Annotated in this window: 18 protein-coding genes; 2 read left to right on the top strand and 16 right to left on the bottom strand. The window is 58.0% G+C overall.

Features of this window, described 5'->3' with window-relative positions:
* Positions 1-2: 2 nt before the first annotated feature.
* The 13 genes from BJP35_RS17980 to BJP35_RS17920 form a co-directional block, all read right to left on the bottom strand.
* Positions 3-1,472, bottom strand: a complete 1,470-nt coding sequence (locus tag BJP35_RS17980) for an aldehyde dehydrogenase (RefSeq protein ID WP_086463461.1) — start codon at positions 1,470-1,472, stop codon at positions 3-5.
* A gap of 9 nt (positions 1,473-1,481) precedes the next feature.
* The gene (locus BJP35_RS17975; RefSeq protein WP_086463460.1) at positions 1,482-2,252 is read right to left on the bottom strand and encodes an aspartate dehydrogenase; all 771 of its coding nucleotides are present in this window, start codon (positions 2,250-2,252) and stop codon (positions 1,482-1,484) included.
* 9 nt (positions 2,253-2,261) lie between these two features.
* Positions 2,262-3,056 (bottom strand): SDR family oxidoreductase, encoded by a 795-nt coding sequence (locus BJP35_RS17970; RefSeq protein ID WP_063214047.1) that lies wholly within the window; start codon positions 3,054-3,056, stop codon positions 2,262-2,264.
* On the bottom strand, positions 3,040-3,810 hold the full coding sequence (locus tag BJP35_RS17965; protein ID WP_047956080.1) for an alpha/beta fold hydrolase: 771 nt from the start codon (positions 3,808-3,810) through the stop codon (positions 3,040-3,042). Before BJP35_RS17965 ends, BJP35_RS17970 begins: the two co-directional genes overlap by 17 nt.
* Positions 3,811-3,819: 9 nt before the next feature.
* Entirely contained in the window at positions 3,820-4,350 is a 531-nt protein-coding gene (locus BJP35_RS17960) for a cupin domain-containing protein (RefSeq protein WP_014171547.1), read from the bottom strand.
* Between the two features lie 10 nt (positions 4,351-4,360).
* Positions 4,361-5,617, bottom strand: coding sequence for an MFS transporter (locus tag BJP35_RS17955; RefSeq protein WP_086463459.1), 1,257 nt, complete (start codon positions 5,615-5,617; stop codon positions 4,361-4,363).
* 25 nt (positions 5,618-5,642) lie between these two features.
* Entirely contained in the window at positions 5,643-6,830 is a 1,188-nt protein-coding gene (locus tag BJP35_RS17950) for an NAD(P)/FAD-dependent oxidoreductase (protein ID WP_086463458.1), read from the bottom strand.
* On the bottom strand, positions 6,827-7,753 hold the full coding sequence (locus BJP35_RS17945) for a VOC family protein (protein WP_086463457.1): 927 nt from the start codon (positions 7,751-7,753) through the stop codon (positions 6,827-6,829). Before BJP35_RS17945 ends, BJP35_RS17950 begins: the two co-directional genes overlap by 4 nt.
* Positions 7,754-7,831: 78 nt before the next feature.
* A complete protein-coding gene (locus tag BJP35_RS17940; RefSeq protein WP_020883705.1) occupies positions 7,832-8,620 on the bottom strand; it encodes an IclR family transcriptional regulator in 789 nt (262 codons plus the stop codon).
* A 12-nt stretch (positions 8,621-8,632) separates the two neighbouring features.
* Complete coding sequence (locus tag BJP35_RS17935) at positions 8,633-9,382, bottom strand: SDR family oxidoreductase (protein ID WP_063156838.1); 750 nt, start codon at positions 9,380-9,382, stop codon at positions 8,633-8,635.
* Positions 9,382-10,404 (bottom strand): aromatic ring-hydroxylating dioxygenase subunit alpha, encoded by a 1,023-nt coding sequence (locus tag BJP35_RS17930; protein ID WP_020883703.1) that lies wholly within the window; start codon positions 10,402-10,404, stop codon positions 9,382-9,384. The genes BJP35_RS17935 and BJP35_RS17930 overlap by 1 nt, the downstream gene beginning before the upstream one ends.
* Positions 10,405-10,414: 10 nt before the next feature.
* Entirely contained in the window at positions 10,415-10,723 is a 309-nt protein-coding gene (locus tag BJP35_RS17925; RefSeq protein WP_014171555.1) for a recombinase-like helix-turn-helix domain-containing protein, read from the bottom strand.
* Positions 10,720-11,043: a non-heme iron oxygenase ferredoxin subunit gene (locus BJP35_RS17920; RefSeq protein ID WP_013098654.1), complete on the bottom strand. Its 324-nt coding sequence runs from the start codon at positions 11,041-11,043 to the stop codon at positions 10,720-10,722. The genes BJP35_RS17925 and BJP35_RS17920 overlap by 4 nt, the downstream gene beginning before the upstream one ends.
* Before the next feature lie 417 nt (positions 11,044-11,460).
* On the opposite strand from BJP35_RS17920, the gene BJP35_RS17915 reads away from it, so the two are divergent.
* Positions 11,461-12,672: an MFS transporter gene (locus tag BJP35_RS17915; protein WP_047743614.1), complete on the top strand. Its 1,212-nt coding sequence runs from the start codon at positions 11,461-11,463 to the stop codon at positions 12,670-12,672.
* Between the two features lie 3 nt (positions 12,673-12,675).
* Here BJP35_RS17915 and speB read toward each other — a convergent pair whose 3' ends face one another.
* The 3 genes from speB to yqgB all read right to left on the bottom strand — a co-directional run bounded on the left by speB (position 12,676) and on the right by yqgB (position 15,921).
* Positions 12,676-13,596, bottom strand: a complete 921-nt coding sequence (speB, locus tag BJP35_RS17910; protein WP_047743616.1) for an agmatinase — start codon at positions 13,594-13,596, stop codon at positions 12,676-12,678.
* Between the two features lie 208 nt (positions 13,597-13,804).
* The gene (gene speA / locus BJP35_RS17905; RefSeq protein ID WP_020883700.1) at positions 13,805-15,781 is read right to left on the bottom strand and encodes a biosynthetic arginine decarboxylase; all 1,977 of its coding nucleotides are present in this window, start codon (positions 15,779-15,781) and stop codon (positions 13,805-13,807) included.
* Between the two features lie 8 nt (positions 15,782-15,789).
* Complete coding sequence (gene yqgB, locus BJP35_RS17900) at positions 15,790-15,921, bottom strand: acid stress response protein YqgB (protein WP_071605459.1); 132 nt, start codon at positions 15,919-15,921, stop codon at positions 15,790-15,792.
* A 332-nt stretch (positions 15,922-16,253) separates the two neighbouring features.
* Between yqgB and BJP35_RS24320 the strand changes: the two genes are divergently transcribed.
* A complete protein-coding gene (locus BJP35_RS24320) occupies positions 16,254-16,436 on the top strand; it encodes a hypothetical protein (protein ID WP_143349638.1) in 183 nt (60 codons plus the stop codon).
* Positions 16,437-16,567 lie beyond the last annotated feature (131 nt).

The following is a 16,567-nucleotide window of genomic DNA, read 5'->3' as shown; positions in this document are numbered from 1 at the left end:
TCTCAGTCGCACCAGTGGTTGACGCTGTTACCCGTCGCCAGATAAATGCTCTTTTGCTGCATCCAGGCTTTCAGCCCCTGAATGCCCTTTTCGCGGCCCAGACCGCTCTCTTTAAAGCCCCCGAACGGGGTCGAAATTGCAAACACTTTGTAGGTGTTTATCCACACCGTGCCCGCTTCAAGCTGCTCGCTCAGGCGCAGGGCGCGCCCGGTATCCCGCGTCCAGATCCCGGCGGCAAGGCCATAAACGGAGTCATTCGCCTCACGGATCAACGCGGCTTCATCGCTAAAGGGCATCGCCACCAGCACCGGGCCGAAGATCTCCTCCTGACAGGCGCGCGCGCTGTTGGTCAGGCCTTCGATGATGGTGGGCTGGAAGTAACTGCCGTTTGCCAGCAGTGGATCGGCAGGGATCTCCCCGCCACACAGCACGCGGCCCCCTTCACGCTTTGCCAGTTCAACGTAAGCCTGCACGCTCTTGCGGTGCGCGTCGTTAATCAGCGGTCCCACATGGGTGCCGTCGGTAAAGGGATGCCCGACCCGCAGGCCGCGCGTTAACTCGAGCAGCCTCGCCATCAGTGGGGCGTAAAGGCGCTCATGGATAAAGAGCCGCGAACCGGCAATACAGGCCTGACCTGCCGAGCTGAAAATGCCGTAGCAGATCCCGCGCGCAGCCAGCTCAACGTCGGCATCTTCCAGCACGATGGTCGGGGATTTACCGCCCAGTTCCAGCGAGGCCGGGATCAATTTTTCCGCCGCCACGTGCGCCAGATGACGGCCCGTGGTGGTGCCACCGGTAAAGGAGATTTTTCGCACTTTCGGGTGACGCGCCAGCGCATCGCCAATCACCGAGCCTTTGCCCGGCAGCACGCTCAGCAGCCCGGCGGGTAAGCCTGCCTGCTCAAAAATACGCGCCAGCTCCAGCGCCATCAGCGGGGTGGCTTCGGCTGGTTTGAGAACCACCGCGTTACCGGCAGCAATGGCCGGCGCCACTTTCTGCATTTCGCTGGCAATGGGGGAATTCCAGGGCGTGATAGCTGCCACCACGCCGAGCGGTTCATATCGGCTGAGGGTAAGCACATCAGGCTGGCGTGGTGTCGGCAGTTCACCTTCCAGCAGCTCGCAGGCGGCGGCAAAATAACGCGCCGTGCCTGCCGCGCTCATCACCAGACCCCGCGCTTCCGCCAGCGGTTTACCGTTGTCGCGACTCTGCATGCGGGCCAGTTCATCGACGCGGGATTCGATCAGAACCGCCACCTTATGCAGGATCTTCGCACGCGCATGCGGCAGGCTGTTACGCCAGGCAGGATCGCGCCACGCGCGCTCTCCGGCGTCGATAGCCTCCTGCAGATCCTCCAGGCTTGCCGCGTGGAGCGTGGCGTTCACCGCACCGTCTGCCGGGAAATGGCTCTGCATCAGGTTACCACCGCCACGCCGCCAGTTGCCGCCAATGAAAATGTTAAGATCGTCCATCGTCGCTCCTCAGCGCTGCGTCAGTTCACGGCAGGCGCGAACCGCGCTGAGTGCCGCCAGGGTGGAGGTTTTGGGGTTGCTGGCAAGCGGTAGCCCGCTCAGCTCCAGATGGAACTCGCCAAACATCCCTTCGACGTGCAGCGTGTGGGTATTGCGTTGAGTGGCCGGGTCCACCATCAGTTGCACGCGGGTGTCATCCATCCCCACGCCGCCAAGTGCCACGGTCGCCGCCACGTTGGCGTTGGCCGGAAACAGTCGTGCCGCTTCGCGTGCGCTGCCTTCAAAGAAGATCTGCGCCTCGGACACAGCGTTAAGATCGATAAGCTGCTCGGCATAGCTGCCGCGCCAGCTGGCCGGGCTTTTACGCGACTGGTAGGTCACCTTCTCAAGCCCGCCCTCTTTTGCTGCCGCCAGGCCATCAATGCCCGCCACCGCCCCGGAGAGCAACGTCAGCTTTCCGCCTGCGTTAAGCAGACGCTGTTCCAGCGCGCTGTCTGCCAGCGCGCCGGTGGAGATCACCGCCAGATGCCATCCACGGCGTAAAATTGCTTCCCCGTACTGCGCCACCGCCTGCTGGCTGGCACATTCCAGCACCAGATCGGGAGTATCCGTACATAATGCGGGCGAGGTCAGTGCCACCACCGCATCGCCAAACTGCTGGCGAATCGCGGCATGATGCGTCCCGCGCGCCACGATCCAGCCGATGGCCACCTGCTCGGGCAGACGCTCAATGACCGCCTGCGCCATGGCACCGTAGCCGATTAACATGATTTTTTTCATGATGTGTCCTTACAGATGACGGCAGAAGCCGCCGGAAACGTCCAGCGCCGCACCGGTGGTAAACGAAGCCAGCGGCGAAGCGAGGAACAGCAGAGCCTGCGCAGGCTCCTGTGGCTTACCGAGACGCGCCATCGGAATGCCGCGTTTGCGGGCGATATCCGCCGTCCACTGCGGCCAGCTCTGACTTTTATCCGCCCGGTTCTCAAAGCGACGCCGCCACTGGCCGGATTCCACCATGCCAAGCAAAATGGAATTCACGCGGATACCCTTACTCACCAGCTCTTTCGAGAGCGTGAGCGTCATATTGAGCAGCGCGGCACGTGCTGCGGAGGTGGCAATCATGTGTTCCTCTGGCTGCAGCGCCAGCAGCGAGTTCACGCAGGTAATGGAGGCAATATCCGATTGCTCCAGCTGCGCCTGAAAAGCCTGCACGGGGTTAATCACCCCAAACAGTTTCAGTTCGGCTTCATGCAGCCAGGCCTCGCGCGGGGTGTCATTGAAGTGCGCCACATACCCCTGTCCGGCGTTATTAATCAGCAAGTCTGTCCCGCCAAAGCGGGACTTAACGGCCTGGGCAAAGGTCTGAACCTGGTCTGCGTCCAGCACGTCGCAGCGGTGAGAGAAAATCTCGCCATCAGGGAATTCGTTTTGCAGCGACGCATGCGCGCTGGCAAGCCGGTCCGGGTCGCGGCCACAGAACGCCACTTTTGCCCCCTCGCCCAGCAGCAAGCGCAGTGTTTCAAAACCAATGCCAGAAGAACCGCCGGTGACTACCGCTACGCGCCCGTCAATTTGTGCATTCATCGCGCACCTCTTCGTTGATACGTAAAAGCTGTTGATTAAAAAACGCGTCGTTATCGAGATAGCTGGCGTGCCCGGCCAGGGGAATCGCGGTAAACGGCATGCCGTAACGTAGCGCCAGCCCCTGAACCAGCTCAGGCTGGGTAATGGCGTCCTGCTCGCCGCACCAGACTTCAAAATCACCGGCGTAACGCTTCAGCCAGCCGTGAATATCGTCATGTGCCAGCATCCATGCGGCAGCGAGGTAGCCTTCCGGGCGAAGTTTGCGCATGCCCGCCGCAACGGTGGCAATATCGTCCTCACGCGCGCCCGGGCGTAATAATTTAGCGGCCCGGGTTTGCGCCAGGATCTCGCCCCCAAGCGCCATCTGCTGCTCCCGATTACGCCAGACCTGCTCGCGCTGCGCCGGCTCGGCCTGGCCGTAACCCTGCGCGGCATCGGCCAGCACCAGATGCAGCACGCGTTCGGGATACTTCGCCGCAAAGGCGCTTGCCACCAGCGCCCCAAGCGAATGCCCGACCAGAACGACCTGCCTGACGCCCGCGCGGTCCAGCATGGCCGCCAGCGCGTCGGCGTAATCCCCCGCGTTGGCGCGCTCAGTTGCCAGCATCGGGCTTTCGCCATAACCGGGCATGTCCCACGCCAGCACGCGAAAACCGTTCAGCGCCATCTGTTTATGCCAGGAGGCAGCGCCGGAGCTGATGCCGTGGAGCAGCATCAACGGGATGCCGCTTCCCTGTTCACGAAAGCCCGTCATCGCGCCCCCTTAGTTCCGCTTCACTTTCGACAGCGGGTGATCGGCCGGATAGGTCGGGATTTCCGGCTTGTTGGTGCCGAGCATCACGCACATCAGCGCCTCTTCTTCACCATGATTGAACAGACCGCGATAGATGCCCGGCGGAACGGAGATCAGATCGCGTTCGCGCAGCACGGTTTCGGTGTAGTGATCGCCGTCCTGGATCATCAGCGTGATCTGCCCTTTAAGCATGAAGAACACCTCTTCCACGTCGTCATGCAGATGCAATGGTCCCTCGCACTTCGACGGCAGCACCATGGTGGAGAAGGTAAAGTGCTCAGCCGGCACGGTATTGGTATCGCTTGCCACGCCCGTCGCCCCGGTACCGATGTAGCGCATCTGCGCACGGCGGTATTTAGGATCGAAATCGGCCTGGAACTTCAGCGCGTTCCAGTCATATTTACGCCCTTCAAAGCGCGCAATGCGCGACTCGACCCACTCTTCCATGGTCAGATGGTCAGGTTTAATGCCTGGTTTTGCAGTTACGGTTGAATCAGTCATGACACTCTCCTCAGTAACGTCTCAGCAGCGGCAGTAACAGGACGCAGCCCACCGCCGCCATCACCGCCAGAAAAATCAGCCCGGAATCCATGCTGTGGGTGAAGGCGATCAACGCGCCCATCACCGCCGGCGACAGCGCGCCCGCAAAGTTTCCCAGCCCGTTGAAAATACCGCCCGCCGTCGCGCTCACCCGGGGATGGGTAGCCTTCGCCAGCAGTGCGAAAATGTTCGGCGCACCGGTGCCCCACATAAAGGTGCTAAAGCTCATCGCCGCGATAACGGCCAGCGGGGTATCAAGATGCATGACCGCCGTCAGGCCTAATCCCGCGCCAGCCATCGAGATAAAGCAGGCCACCGCGCGTTTATCGACCCGGTCAGAAAGCCATGCGCCAATCACCTCACCCGCCAGCATGGCAATAAACGGCATCGACGACAGCCAGCCCGCGTGTTCAAGATGAATGCTTTTCCCTTTAATCAGGTAACCCGGCAGCCAGCCATTGATTCCCCACAGGTAGGTGAGAAACGCGATGTTAAAGATGCAGATAATCCAGAAGTGCGGGCTGACAAACAGCTCGCGCCGCGCGGCACGTCGTTCATCTTGTGATTCGCGATCCGCAGCCGGTTTGGCACCCAGACGGATCCCGCGCAGACCGATGCGCACGAACACCAGCACCGGCACGGTGAGCATCGCCATCACAAAGAAGGTGCTCTGCCAGCCGAAGGCATTCAGTAGCCAGATAGAGAGAGGGAAACCAATCGCCGCGCCTACCGGGGTACCCAGCAGCCACAACATGGTGGCTCGCGCCTGCAGATGCTGCGGGAAGTTATGCCGCACAATGGCAAACGCCAGCGGAAACAGCGGCCCTTCTGCCACGCCCAGCAAAATGCGCAGGACGATCATGACCGTGTAGTTATGGGTAAACCCCATGGCCACCATCAGCACGCACCACACCACCATCATGCCGGTGAGCAGGCGAAGCGGTGCAATCTTGTCCCCCAGTCCGCTTAAAAAGACCGATGAGAAGCCGTAGCTCAGCAGAAAGGCGCTCATCAGAATGCCGAGGCGCGTGGTGTCAAAATCAATGCCCATCGCCTGCTGAAAATGGCTGTCGGAAAAGAGCGCCGCAATGCTGATTTTGTCGAAAAATGCCAGCAGCACGCAGGCCAGCAATGACAGCGGGATGGCCCAGCGCACCGCTTTTTCGGGCGTGCGGGTGCCCTCACCGCTTGCCTCAACCGGCGCGGTGTTAGTCTCAAATGTGGTCATGTCTCCCCCTACGGGTGCGGGTTAGCTATCGCAATGACATCAGTGAAAAAGTCGGGTCAGCCAGCGGCACATCGGACAGATCCCTTCCGGCAGCCATCCAGCGCTTCGCAAGCTTGACGGTACGCGCATCGTTGAACGCCACCAGCTGGGTCAGCCGTCCGTTTTCATCCAGTGAGAAAAACAGCGCATTATCCCGGGCAAGGGTTGTGCAGCCGGCCTGCGGAATACCGAGGATCTGAATGTTGTGCTGGTATTGATCCGACCACAGCCACGGCGCGTCGTCATAGTCGGGGGCATCGGGATTGAGCATCGCCTTTGCCGTGGCAACCGCCTGATTCTGGGCAAAGGCCCACGACTGAATGCACAGCCCATAGTGATGGTGCTGGGCCACATCACCGGCAGCAAAAATAAACGGATCCGACGTTCGCCCCTGAGCGTCCACCACGATCCCGCGCTCAGTCTGCAGACCCGCATCGCGCGCCAGCTCCAGATTGAGATCAACACCGATCCCGACGACCACGGCATCAAAGGTTTCACGCTGGCCGTCACAGTGAATGACCGGCAGACCATTGTTATCTTCCAGCTCCAGCGTTCCGCAGCCGATGCGGATATCCACGCCCTGTTCGCGGTGAAGTGTTTCCAGCTGCAGCGATACCTCGGCACTCACCGAACGCATGCACAGCGCGGGCTGCTGCTCAAACAGCGTCACGTCGACGCCACATTTACGCGCGGAGGCCGCAATCTCCAGGCCAATCCAGCCTCCGCCGATAATCGCCAGGTTTTGACTCTCTGCCAGGCGCGCCTTCAGCCGCTGTGCGTCCTGCCAGTGGCGCAGGGTATAGACCTGCGGGTGGGCCGCCCATGCATCGCCCGGCAGACGCGCCCGACCACCGGTAGCGATTAAAAGAATGTTGTAACTAAGGTATTCACCGTTGCTTAAACGCACCGTTTTCGCGTGACGATCGAGAGATTCCGCGCGCACCGGCCGGCACCATGTCAGGTCCAATGCCTGTTGCACCGCTTCAGGAAAGAGACGCGGTAGCGGCGCGTCCGGCTCCAGTAACGCAGCCTTGGATAGCGGCGGGCGTTCGTAGAAATCCCACGCCTCTTCCGCCACGACGCAAATCTCGCCGTCGAAGCCTTCGTCACGCAGGGTTTTCGCCGCCCAGCCACCTGCCTGACCGCCGCCAATAATGACAATGCGCGAGGTCATACCGCCTCCGGCTTTTTCTGCTGACGGCGCGTGTCGTGGTCAATCCCACCCTCTACCGCCCACTCGGTGAACGACACCAGCGAATGTTCCAGCTCGCGCGGCTGCCAGTTTTCGGTGAGGTAATCATCGTTGGTGTAGTATTCAAACGCCCCGCCGGTTGGGCTGTTGACGTACCAGAAATAGGCCGAGGAGACCGGATGACGCCCCGGGCCAATAAAGGTGCTCCAGGCGTTTTTGTTCATCGCTATCCCACCGCCGATCACCTCGTGAATGTCGCGTACGGTAAAGGCCACGTGGTTCAGACCCCGCTTACGGTTAGGCAGCTGAAGAAGGAACAGGTTGTGATGCCCGCCGCGCACGCCACAGCGCAGGAACACCGCACGGTTGATGTAGCGGTCAGACACCTGGAACCCAAGCACCTCACGGTAGAACGTCTCCACCGCCGCCAGCTCCTCCACGAAGAACACCACGTGGCCCACGTTAATAGGCTGGGCGCGATCGTAGACCGGGCTTGGCGTGTCGATACGGCGGGCATCGCCCCACTGGTTAATCGGCTCGACGTTCAGCTCCACCGGCACCTGATGGCTGACCTGTACGCGCAGGGTCATGCCGTTCGGATCGCGGCACTCCAGCGCGTCGCCCACCTCACGAAAACCGGGCTGCTTCTCAAGCTTCGGGCGCAGCGCCTTCAGATCGTCCCGGGTGGCGACTGCCCAGGTCATCCGGCGCAACGTATTTCCTGCTTCAAACGCTGGTGGCAGGTCAGGGCTGTCGACAGGATTAAGCTCCACGCGCGCGCCGCTCAGGGTAGTAAAACGCTGGCCGCTGGCATCGCCCGTCAGGCCAAAATCACGCATAAATTTGGCGCAGTGCGTCAGGTTCTCGACGCCAAATTCCAGCTTTTCAATTCCGGTTATACACATCGTTCGTTGCCTCGTCTGGCCCAGATTGGGCGTAAAACATGCCCGACGCAATGAAGCGCCTGGCGTTAACCTGATGATTTAACTGGCCTGTGACAAATACCCTAAGAAGCCAGAAATTTTATCCGCCGCCATGCGGACATCGTTTTGCAGGCGCTCGCGATCGGTCTGCGGGATCTCCTCCGAAGGCACCAGAATGCTCACCACGGCCGCCACCCTTCCGCTGCGGTCATACACCGGATAAACGATGGAGGAGATGCCATGACGGAAGAAGGATTCGCCGATCACATAGCCGCGTGCTTTGTCCTGCTGCACCATCTGCCACAACGCTTCACGGTCGTGGATCTGGCCCGGCGTGTTGCCCGGCAGACGCTCGTGCGGGAACAGCTGTTCGAAATCGGCTCGCGAAATATCAGTCAGCAGCATGCGCCCCAGCGACGTGCAGTGCACCGGCAAACGGGTACCAATGCTCACCTGATTGATGCGAGAACCGGCGGCGCTGACGCGGGCGATATAGATGATGTCGCGCCCGTCGCGGATCGCCAGATGACTGCTGCACTGGCTGACGTCACGCAGCTGCTCGATGACCGGCTGACCGACCTGCGCCACATCCAGTGAGGCGATGTATTCAAAGCCCAGACGCAGGACGTTCATGCCAAGTGAGAAGGTATTGGTTCGCGTGTTGCGCTCCAGAAAACCCATGTATTCCAGCGTTTGTACCACGCGGTAGGCGGTGGCTTTCGGCATATCGACCAGCCTGTGCAGCTCGGCAAAGGTCAGTTCACGGTGCTGCTCGCCAAAGGCCAGCAGCAGCTGTAAGCCTCGCTCCAGCCCCGGCACCAGGTACTTCACTTCGTGATCGCTTGCCATAGTTGCTTTACCTCAGTTAAAGACAAAACCGCCGTTGACCGGAATCAGCTGTCCGGTGATAAACCGCGACAGATCGCTTAACAGCCAGACCACGCTGCCGGTGACGTCTTCCGGCTGCTGCGCCCCGGTGAGCGCCCGGCCGTTTTCGTAAAGCTGATGCCGCTCTGCAGGAACATATTCCGTCGCTTCGACGCGGGTTAAGCCCGGGGCGATGGCGTTAATACGAATGCGTTTTTCACCCAGCTCGCGCGCCATTGAACGGGTCATGGCAATCACGGCGCCCTTGCTGGCCACGTAGGCCATCAGGCGCGGCGCGCCCCACAGCGCGGTATCGGAAGCCACATTGACAATGGCTGCCCCTTCGCGCAGCAGCGGTACCGCATCCCGGGTAACCAGCCAGGTGCCTTTGACGTTAACGCTCATCACCCGGTCCCACAGATCCGGATCGTAATCAAGCATGTCCTTGCCGCCGACCCCGGTCGCCATCGCCGCGTTATTGACCAGACCGTCGATCGGTCCCTGTTCGCCAATGGTGCTGAACACCCGCGAAATGGAGAGCGGATCGGCCAGATCGATAACGTGTGATTCAATCGCATAGCCCTTCTCACTTAAGCCATGCGCGCTTTCAGCCAGCTCGCCCTGAAGGATGTCGCACATCACCACCGCCGCGCCCTGCTCTGCGCAGGCTTTCGCGAAATGAAAGCCCAGCCCACGCGCGGCACCGGTCACCACGATGCGTTTCCCGTTCAGCAGCCCATTCATCAGGCGGCTCCCTGCTGAGCTTCACGCGCCGCCAGCTGCTCTTTCGCCGCTTTTTGCATCATGCGGCGCAGGCGCGAGAGGCCCACATCATGCTGGTAAAGGTATTCGTGTTCCCGTGCATCTGGCGCCATGCTCTCCAGCACCACGCGGTCCTGCTCAAGGACTTCCCAGTGCAGTTTTTCCAGACGGTTACGGTACATGAAACGCCACATATCGCGCTGCCAGCCCTGCACACGGCGGATACGCCAGAAGAAGACGCGACAGTTATCGTTATCTTCCGGCACCACCATGCCAACAATGAAGAAGTGACCGCCCGGCCCGAAACGCTTCTTATAAGGAATGGACAAACGCATCCAGTAGGTGCCGCTGTTGCCCAGTTCAACCCAGTCGAAGTTGACGCCGCTCTGGCCTTTTTTCTCGAAGATAAACCCGGTTTTCGTCGGCTGCAGAACCATATCCGCTTTGCGATCCCCTTCCGCCATGGAGTGCGACGAAGAGTGCAGATAGGTGCCGTGCATCGGGTCCATCACGTTTTCCAGTGCGTACTGGTAATTGCATTTCCACGCGGCGGTGCAGAGAAAATTGCTGTAGGCGTCGGTGTCAGCCAGTTCGTCCGGGAAGCTCAGTTCGTCGGGTTGCTGATCGGCGGTAACGCCAAACCAAAGGAAGATGGCCCCGTGCACTTCCTGCACGTTGTAGCTGCGCACACACTGCTGGCCGACCAGCGGACATTTATCCACCGCAGGCACATCCTTCACTTCGCCGTTACCCGCCACTTCCACGCCGTGATACCAGCAGGCGATACGATCGCCCAGATTCCAGCCCATCGACAGACGCGCACCACGGTGCGGACAGCGATCTTCCAGCGCCTGCACCTGGCCATCTTTGTTGCGCCAGACCACAATCTGTTCGCCCAGACGGGTGATCCCCACGGGCGCAGACTGAACTTCCCAGCTGGCCAGCACCGGGTACCAGAGGCCGCGCAGACCTTTATCAAGATAGTTTTGTACGGTAGTCGTCATCGCATTGCCCTCAGTAGCCGTTAACCTGTAAGAAAGCCTGGAAGCTGGCATCGCTCCATGGCTCGCCCTGCTGATCGTGCATACGTACCGCGTTCAGTCCGTTGACCAGTTCCGGCACGGTTTCCGCGCCCTGTTCGAAAAGGTCTTCCAGCGTGGAGATAAGCGTGATTTCCCAGTTTTCCGGTACGCGGCTGCGGGTCTGCCAGATCAGGTTCTGGTAATCACCGGGCTTATGGATGGCGCCGTTACCGCCCTCAGCCGGAGGGGTAAACTGACGGCTTTCCGGCAGCGCCGGGTTGAAGTTCAGACTTTCGCTCATGCCACTGTCTCCTCGACGAAGGTAATCTGGATCTGGTTTTCAAATACCCGAACCGGGTAACGATTGAGGTTACGTCCGCCGGGGCCGTGCAGGCACTGGCCGGTTTTGACATCGAAAACCGCCTCATGCAGCGGACATTCCACTTTACCGTCCTCGACGAAACCCTGACTCAGCAGCGCGTAAGCGTGCGGGCATACGTCTTCCAGTGCGTAATATTCGCCATCAATCAAATAAACGCCGATCTCTTTGCCCTCGACGTTACCGCTAAAAGGGAAATCTTCCTGTACTTGTTCTGCGTCACATACGCCTATCCAGCTCATCACGATCCTCCAGGCTTTTGTTTCATATATGAAACTCTGTTTCTTATTTAATACGGTCAATATAAAAGCGATGAATGTTTCGTCAAGCGCGAATGTGACGAATTTGTTAATCAGTCAAGGTTTAATTAGCTAAGTGTGCAAGCGATCACGAAAAAATGCAGCGATATGAAATTTTCATTATTCAGGCGTGAATGAATACATTTTTTTGATGATCTTTTATTTTTTAAAATAGAGATTGACTTCTTTTCTTTTTATTCCTTAAAAATTATATACGCGCATACCTCTGGTGTTTCACCTGTGAAACTTTAATTTAATTTATCCCATTAAAACAATGAGTTTCACAGGTTAACCATTTTAGTTACGTGACAATAACGTTCATAAAAAATATAAACAGACAGCACGATTAAGGCGGATTAAATGACGGCAAGATGGCAAGGCACGTTGGCACTTCTGGTGCTCATTATTATTTCCTACGTTGACCGCGTAAATATCTCGGTGATGATTTTAAACCCTGAATTTGCCGAACATTTTCAGCTAAATGAAAACAGAATGTTACAAGGAATGCTCATGACCTGCTTTTTGCTGGGTTATGGTTTTTCCGCTTTACTATTGACTCCAGTTATCGAAAGCAAATTACATTACCGACAGGGATTGTTAACCAGCATTGCGATATGGGCCGTGGTCTGCGCCATCTCGCCACTGCTGGGGTCGTTGATGGGCATGCTCATCGCCCGACTGATTTTGGGCATTGCCGAAGGCCCACTCTTTTCACTGAAAACACGCTTTATCAGCGATAACTTTAGCGCCGGGGAAATTGGTAAGCCCAACGCCGTTACCGCGCTGGGCGTTTCACTGGGGCTGGCGGTAGGCTTTCCGCTGATCACCTGGCTGATGGCACACCTTGGCTGGGCGGGCTCATTTTATGCCCTCGCGGCGATCAATCTGGCGCTGGGTGGAGGGTTAATCTGGCGTTTCCTGCCGGCCCCTCAACATACGGAAAAGCGCCGAACGTCCGGGTTTGTGCAGACCTTTACGCTTGCCTGGCAGACGCCGCTTCTGGGCTGGATCCTGCTGGTTGAAATCGCCACGCTGAGTTATCTCTGGGGCAGCAGCGCCTGGCTTCCGGCCTGGCTGCGCGATGAACACCACTTCTCCCTGCACGCGACCGGCTTTCTCGCGGCTATCCCCTTCCTGCTGAGTCTTGGCTCAAAGTTTCTGGGCGGTGTGCTGCTCGACAAAATGCGCCCGGACCAGGCACCGCTGCTGTTTGTGGTGGGCGGGATCTTAACGGCGAGTTCCGTCGTCATGCTGATGCTGAGCCACCAGCCCGGCTGGCTGGCGCTGTTTATGCTCTCTGCCAATATTTTCTGGGGACTTCAGGGGGCCGCCATTCCGGCGGTTATCCAGCATCATGCGGCGCGGGAAGCCGTTGGCAGTGCCTACGGGATCATCAACGGGATTGGGAATATTTGCGCGGCGTTTATTCCGCTGCTGATGGGGATGGTGATGAAATCGGTGGGTTCAGTCAGCTCAGGTTTTTCGGTGCTGGTCGTCTCGCAGGTTATCACCCTGCTGGCAGGAGGCATGTTGCTGCTGCGCATGCGTCGCGCAGCAGCAATCCGGGCGTAAGGCTTATTCGCCTTTTTTCGCGGCCTGGATGTAGAGCATCTCCAGCGCGAGGGTGGCCGCTGCCAGAGCAGTGATCTCTGACTGGTCGTAAGCCGGAGCCACTTCCACCACGTCCATACCCACGATGTTCAGATCCTTCAGGCCGCGCACCAGTTTGATGGCGCGGTCAGAGGTCAGGCCGCCGATCACCGGCGTGCCGGTGCCCGGGGCAAACGCCGGATCCAGGCAGTCGATATCGAAGGTCAGGTAAACCGGCATATCGCCGACAATCTGTTTTACCTGAGCGATGATGTCATCCACGCCGCGATCGTTCACCTGGCCGGCATCCAGCACGGTGAAGCCATTATCTTTATCAAACTCGGTACGAATACCAATCTGCACAGAGTGGTTTGGATCGATCAGACCTTCGTTTGGCGCGGTGAAGAACATGGTGCCATGGTCGAATTCACAGCCGTTCGCATAGGTGTCGGTATGGGCATCAAAATGCACCAGCGCCATCTTACCGAAGTGCTTCGCGTGAGCACGCAGCAGCGGCAGCGTGACGAAGTGGTCACCCCCGAAGGAGAGCATGCGTTTACCGGCAGCCAGCAGTTTTTCGGCATGGGCCTGCAGTTTTTCACTCATCTCGTGCGCGTCGCCAAAGGCGTACACCAGGTCACCGCAGTCAACCACGTTCAGGCGCTCGCGCATGTCGAAGTTCCACGGGAAGCGGTTGTGCTCCCAGGCCAGGTTAGTGGAAACCTGACGAATAGCTGCCGGACCATGACGGCCACCAGCACGGCCTGACGTGGCCATATCAAACGGCACGCCGGTGATCACCCAGTCAGCGTCACTGTCGTACGGCTGGAAGTTCATCGGGAGACGTAAAAAACCAAACGCGTTAGATACCAGAGAGTTATCGTACTGATGGCCTAAAGTGCTCATGTCCTGACCTCTTTAAAGTCGATACATTAAAAACAGATGAAAAAAATCCCCTCCGCGTCGTTAAACCCGACGAGGAAGGGATTGATTTGTAAATCGCTTATTGGGGCGAATTATCGCCGCTAATTCATACGGGTTCAAGTGAGTATAGGCGAGGGTATTGCCCCTTGCCCTCACGCCGCCCCTCTCCAACAGAGAGAGGCAGGTTTACTTACTCGTCTTCCAGATAGGTGTATCCGTAAAGACCCGCTTCAAACTCTTCCAGGAACTGCTGCTGCAGCGCATCGTCCAGACCGGTATTTTTCACCTGGTCACGGAACTGGGTCAGCAGCTTTTTCGGATCCAGCTGAACGTATTCGAGCATATCCGCCACGGTGTCCCCTTCGTCGGACAGCTCAACTTCCACGCTGCCGTCAGGGAAGACAAACACGTCAACCGCTTCGGTATCACCGAACAGGTTATGCATGTTGCCGAGGATCTCCTGATAAGCACCGACCATGAAGAAGCCCAGCATCGGCGGGTTCTCCGGATCGTACTCTGGCATAGGCATCGTGGTCGCGATACCGTCGCCGTCGACGTAGTGATCGATAGCACCGTCGGAGTCGCAGGTGATATCCAGCAGCACCGCACGACGTTCCGGGGCGTGGTTCAGCCCTTCCAGCGGCAGAACCGGGAACAGCTGATCGATACCCCAGGCATCCGGCATCGACTGGAACAGCGAGAAGTTGACGTACATTTTGTCCGCCATGCGCTCCTGCAGTTCGTCAATAATCGGACGGTGAGCACGGTTGCTCGGGTCCAGCTGCTGCTGTACGTCGTGGCACATGTTCAGATAAAGCTGTTCTGCCCATGCGCGTTCCTGCAGGCTGAACGTGCCCGATGAATACCCCACATGAATATCATGCAGATCCATCTGGCTGTCGTGCAGCCACTCGCGCAGCGAACGGCGGGTACCCGGCTCGTGCATCTCCTGCCAGGTCTCCCACATGCTTTGCAGCGCACGAGGCGCGTCCTCAGCTGGCGGGGTTACCTCGGAAATTTCACTGCGTTCAACGCCGATAATGTTCGATACCAGCACGGTGTGGTGTGCGGTAACCGCGCGGCCAGACTCGGTGATCACCGTTGGGTGCGGCAGGCCGTGCTCTTCACAGGCATCGCCAATCGCCCAGATGATGTTATTGGCATATTCGTTCAGGCCGTAGTTCACGGAACAGTCGGACTGCGAGCGGGTACCTTCATAATCCACGCCCAGACCACCGCCCACGTCGAAGCACTGAATGTTTACGCCAAGCTTGTGCAGCTCAACGTAAAAACGTGCTGATTCGCGTACGCCGGTGGCAATGTCGCGAATGTTGGCCATCTGCGAGCCGAGGTGGAAGTGCAACAGCTGAATGCTGTCCAGACGACCACGCTCACGCAGAATCTCAACCAGCTGCAGAACCTGGGTCGCCGCGAGACCAAATTTGGATTTTTCGCCGCCTGAGGACTGCCATTTACCGGAACCCTGCGACGCCAGACGCGCACGCACGCCCAGACGCGGGATAACGTTCAGACGCTCCGCCTCTTCCAGCACGATAGCGATCTCTGTCATCTTCTCGATAACCAGATAGACCTTGTGGCCCATCTTTTCGCCAATCAGCGCCAGACGAATGTATTCACGGTCTTTATAACCGTTACAGACGATCACCGAACGGGTCATGCCAGCATGTGCCAGCACGGCCATCAGCTCCGCTTTGGAACCCGCTTCCAGGCCCAGCGGTTCACCGGAGTGGATCAGGGATTCAATCACGCGGCGGTGCTGGTTCACCTTGATAGGGTAAACCAGGAAGTAATCGCCTTTATAGCCGTAAGATTCACGCGCGCGTTTAAACGCGGCGTTAATGGAACGCAGACGATGTTGCAGGATCTGCGGGAAGCAGAACAGTGCAGGCAAACGCTGGCCCTGCGCCTCGCGTGCTTTCACCAGTTTGGCGAGATCCACGCGCGCTTCAGGAACGTCAGGATCCGGGCAAACGCTGATATGGCCCAGTTCGTTGACGTCGTAGTAGTTATTGCCCCACCAGGCAATATTGTAAGTGCGCAGCATCTTGCTGGCTTCCTGGGAGCTCATCGCAACCTCCTGCATGGAACGTAGTACACCCTGTTCGCCCGCTGACGAAGGCGAAAGCGAAGACATGTCGTCAGACATAGCGAACCTCAACTCTTTGTATTAAGTGTAAAACAGTTGACTACTATCGCAGCGTTATACGGCGATAACAACCCATAAACGGATCCATTTCCCAGCAGACTATGCTGAAAACCAGACCGTGCGACCGGTTTCATATTCATATCATTGTAAACACGTGTCCGAACTTAATTATGACAACGTTCGGCGAAACCACGAGAAAACTCTTGTCTTAACAAGAGCGCCCTTGTTCAGTTTTCACAAAGCGTGACCGGCCCTGGAATCCTGAGAAGCCCCGAGATGGGTATAACATCGGCAGGTTTGCAGATTAGAAATGCGGGTTGCGGGAATCAAATACGCGCCAGAACGGCTGCGCTGAATTAGCGGAAAACACTGGTTCATTATCTCGTATCACCTCCACGGCCGCTCCTGCTGAAACGGACCACAAGCCAAAGCTAAAAGTTCACTGCTTAACCCGGCTGGAAGTGGCGACACGATGAGTTCATCGAGCGCTTATTGGTATGAGCCGCGCGCCGCGTTTTATACCGAGAACAGGGGTAAATTGCAAAAGATAAATGCGCGGGTTGCCAGCGTCGTCAGGAAAAATTTCCAGCAGCGAATTCAACTCAGTGAGAGGTTAGTCAAAAAAAACTGGAAATCGGGCGAAGAACTGACCTAAAATAGCCATCCAGATGTTAATCCATCCATACTGATTAACACTCAGACTGCCAGTGTCATTAACCTGCAGGCCTTGGTAGAATTATCTCCTTTGGCTATTCCACACAGCAGCTTGAGCTAAACAAATTCCTT

It is taken from the genome of Enterobacter sp. J49 (assembly GCF_002148625.1).
Lineage (GTDB): Bacteria > Pseudomonadota > Gammaproteobacteria > Enterobacterales > Enterobacteriaceae > Enterobacter > Enterobacter ludwigii.
Note: the sequence above shows the minus strand (reverse complement) of the source record. Positions and strands in the feature narration are given on the sequence as shown.

What these genes read in the sequence shown, in the direction of transcription:
- BJP35_RS17980 (WP_086463461.1), bottom strand. Translation starts at nt 1,472, where the DNA reads ATGGACGATCTTAACATTTTCATTGGCGGCAACTGGCGGCGTGGCGGT.
- BJP35_RS17975 (WP_086463460.1), bottom strand. Translation starts at nt 2,252, where the DNA reads ATGAAAAAAATCATGTTAATCGGCTACGGTGCCATGGCGCAGGCGGTC.
- BJP35_RS17970 (WP_063214047.1), bottom strand. Translation starts at nt 3,056, where the DNA reads ATGAATGCACAAATTGACGGGCGCGTAGCGGTAGTCACCGGCGGTTCT.
- BJP35_RS17965 (WP_047956080.1), bottom strand. Translation starts at nt 3,810, where the DNA reads ATGACGGGCTTTCGTGAACAGGGAAGCGGCATCCCGTTGATGCTGCTC.
- BJP35_RS17960 (WP_014171547.1), bottom strand. Translation starts at nt 4,350, where the DNA reads ATGACTGATTCAACCGTAACTGCAAAACCAGGCATTAAACCTGACCAT.
- BJP35_RS17955 (WP_086463459.1), bottom strand. Translation starts at nt 5,617, where the DNA reads ATGACCACATTTGAGACTAACACCGCGCCGGTTGAGGCAAGCGGTGAG.
- BJP35_RS17950 (WP_086463458.1), bottom strand. Translation starts at nt 6,830, where the DNA reads ATGACCTCGCGCATTGTCATTATTGGCGGCGGTCAGGCAGGTGGCTGG.
- BJP35_RS17945 (WP_086463457.1), bottom strand. Translation starts at nt 7,753, where the DNA reads ATGTGTATAACCGGAATTGAAAAGCTGGAATTTGGCGTCGAGAACCTG.
- BJP35_RS17940 (WP_020883705.1), bottom strand. Translation starts at nt 8,620, where the DNA reads ATGGCAAGCGATCACGAAGTGAAGTACCTGGTGCCGGGGCTGGAGCGA.
- BJP35_RS17935 (WP_063156838.1), bottom strand. Translation starts at nt 9,382, where the DNA reads ATGAATGGGCTGCTGAACGGGAAACGCATCGTGGTGACCGGTGCCGCG.
- BJP35_RS17930 (WP_020883703.1), bottom strand. Translation starts at nt 10,404, where the DNA reads ATGACGACTACCGTACAAAACTATCTTGATAAAGGTCTGCGCGGCCTC.
- BJP35_RS17925 (WP_014171555.1), bottom strand. Translation starts at nt 10,723, where the DNA reads ATGAGCGAAAGTCTGAACTTCAACCCGGCGCTGCCGGAAAGCCGTCAG.
- BJP35_RS17920 (WP_013098654.1), bottom strand. Translation starts at nt 11,043, where the DNA reads ATGAGCTGGATAGGCGTATGTGACGCAGAACAAGTACAGGAAGATTTC.
- BJP35_RS17915 (WP_047743614.1), top strand. Translation starts at nt 11,461, where the DNA reads ATGACGGCAAGATGGCAAGGCACGTTGGCACTTCTGGTGCTCATTATT.
- speB (WP_047743616.1), bottom strand. Translation starts at nt 13,596, where the DNA reads ATGAGCACTTTAGGCCATCAGTACGATAACTCTCTGGTATCTAACGCG.
- speA (WP_020883700.1), bottom strand. Translation starts at nt 15,781, where the DNA reads ATGTCTGACGACATGTCTTCGCTTTCGCCTTCGTCAGCGGGCGAACAG.
- yqgB (WP_071605459.1), bottom strand. Translation starts at nt 15,921, where the DNA reads ATGAATATGAAACCGGTCGCACGGTCTGGTTTTCAGCATAGTCTGCTG.
- BJP35_RS24320 (WP_143349638.1), top strand. Translation starts at nt 16,254, where the DNA reads ATGAGTTCATCGAGCGCTTATTGGTATGAGCCGCGCGCCGCGTTTTAT.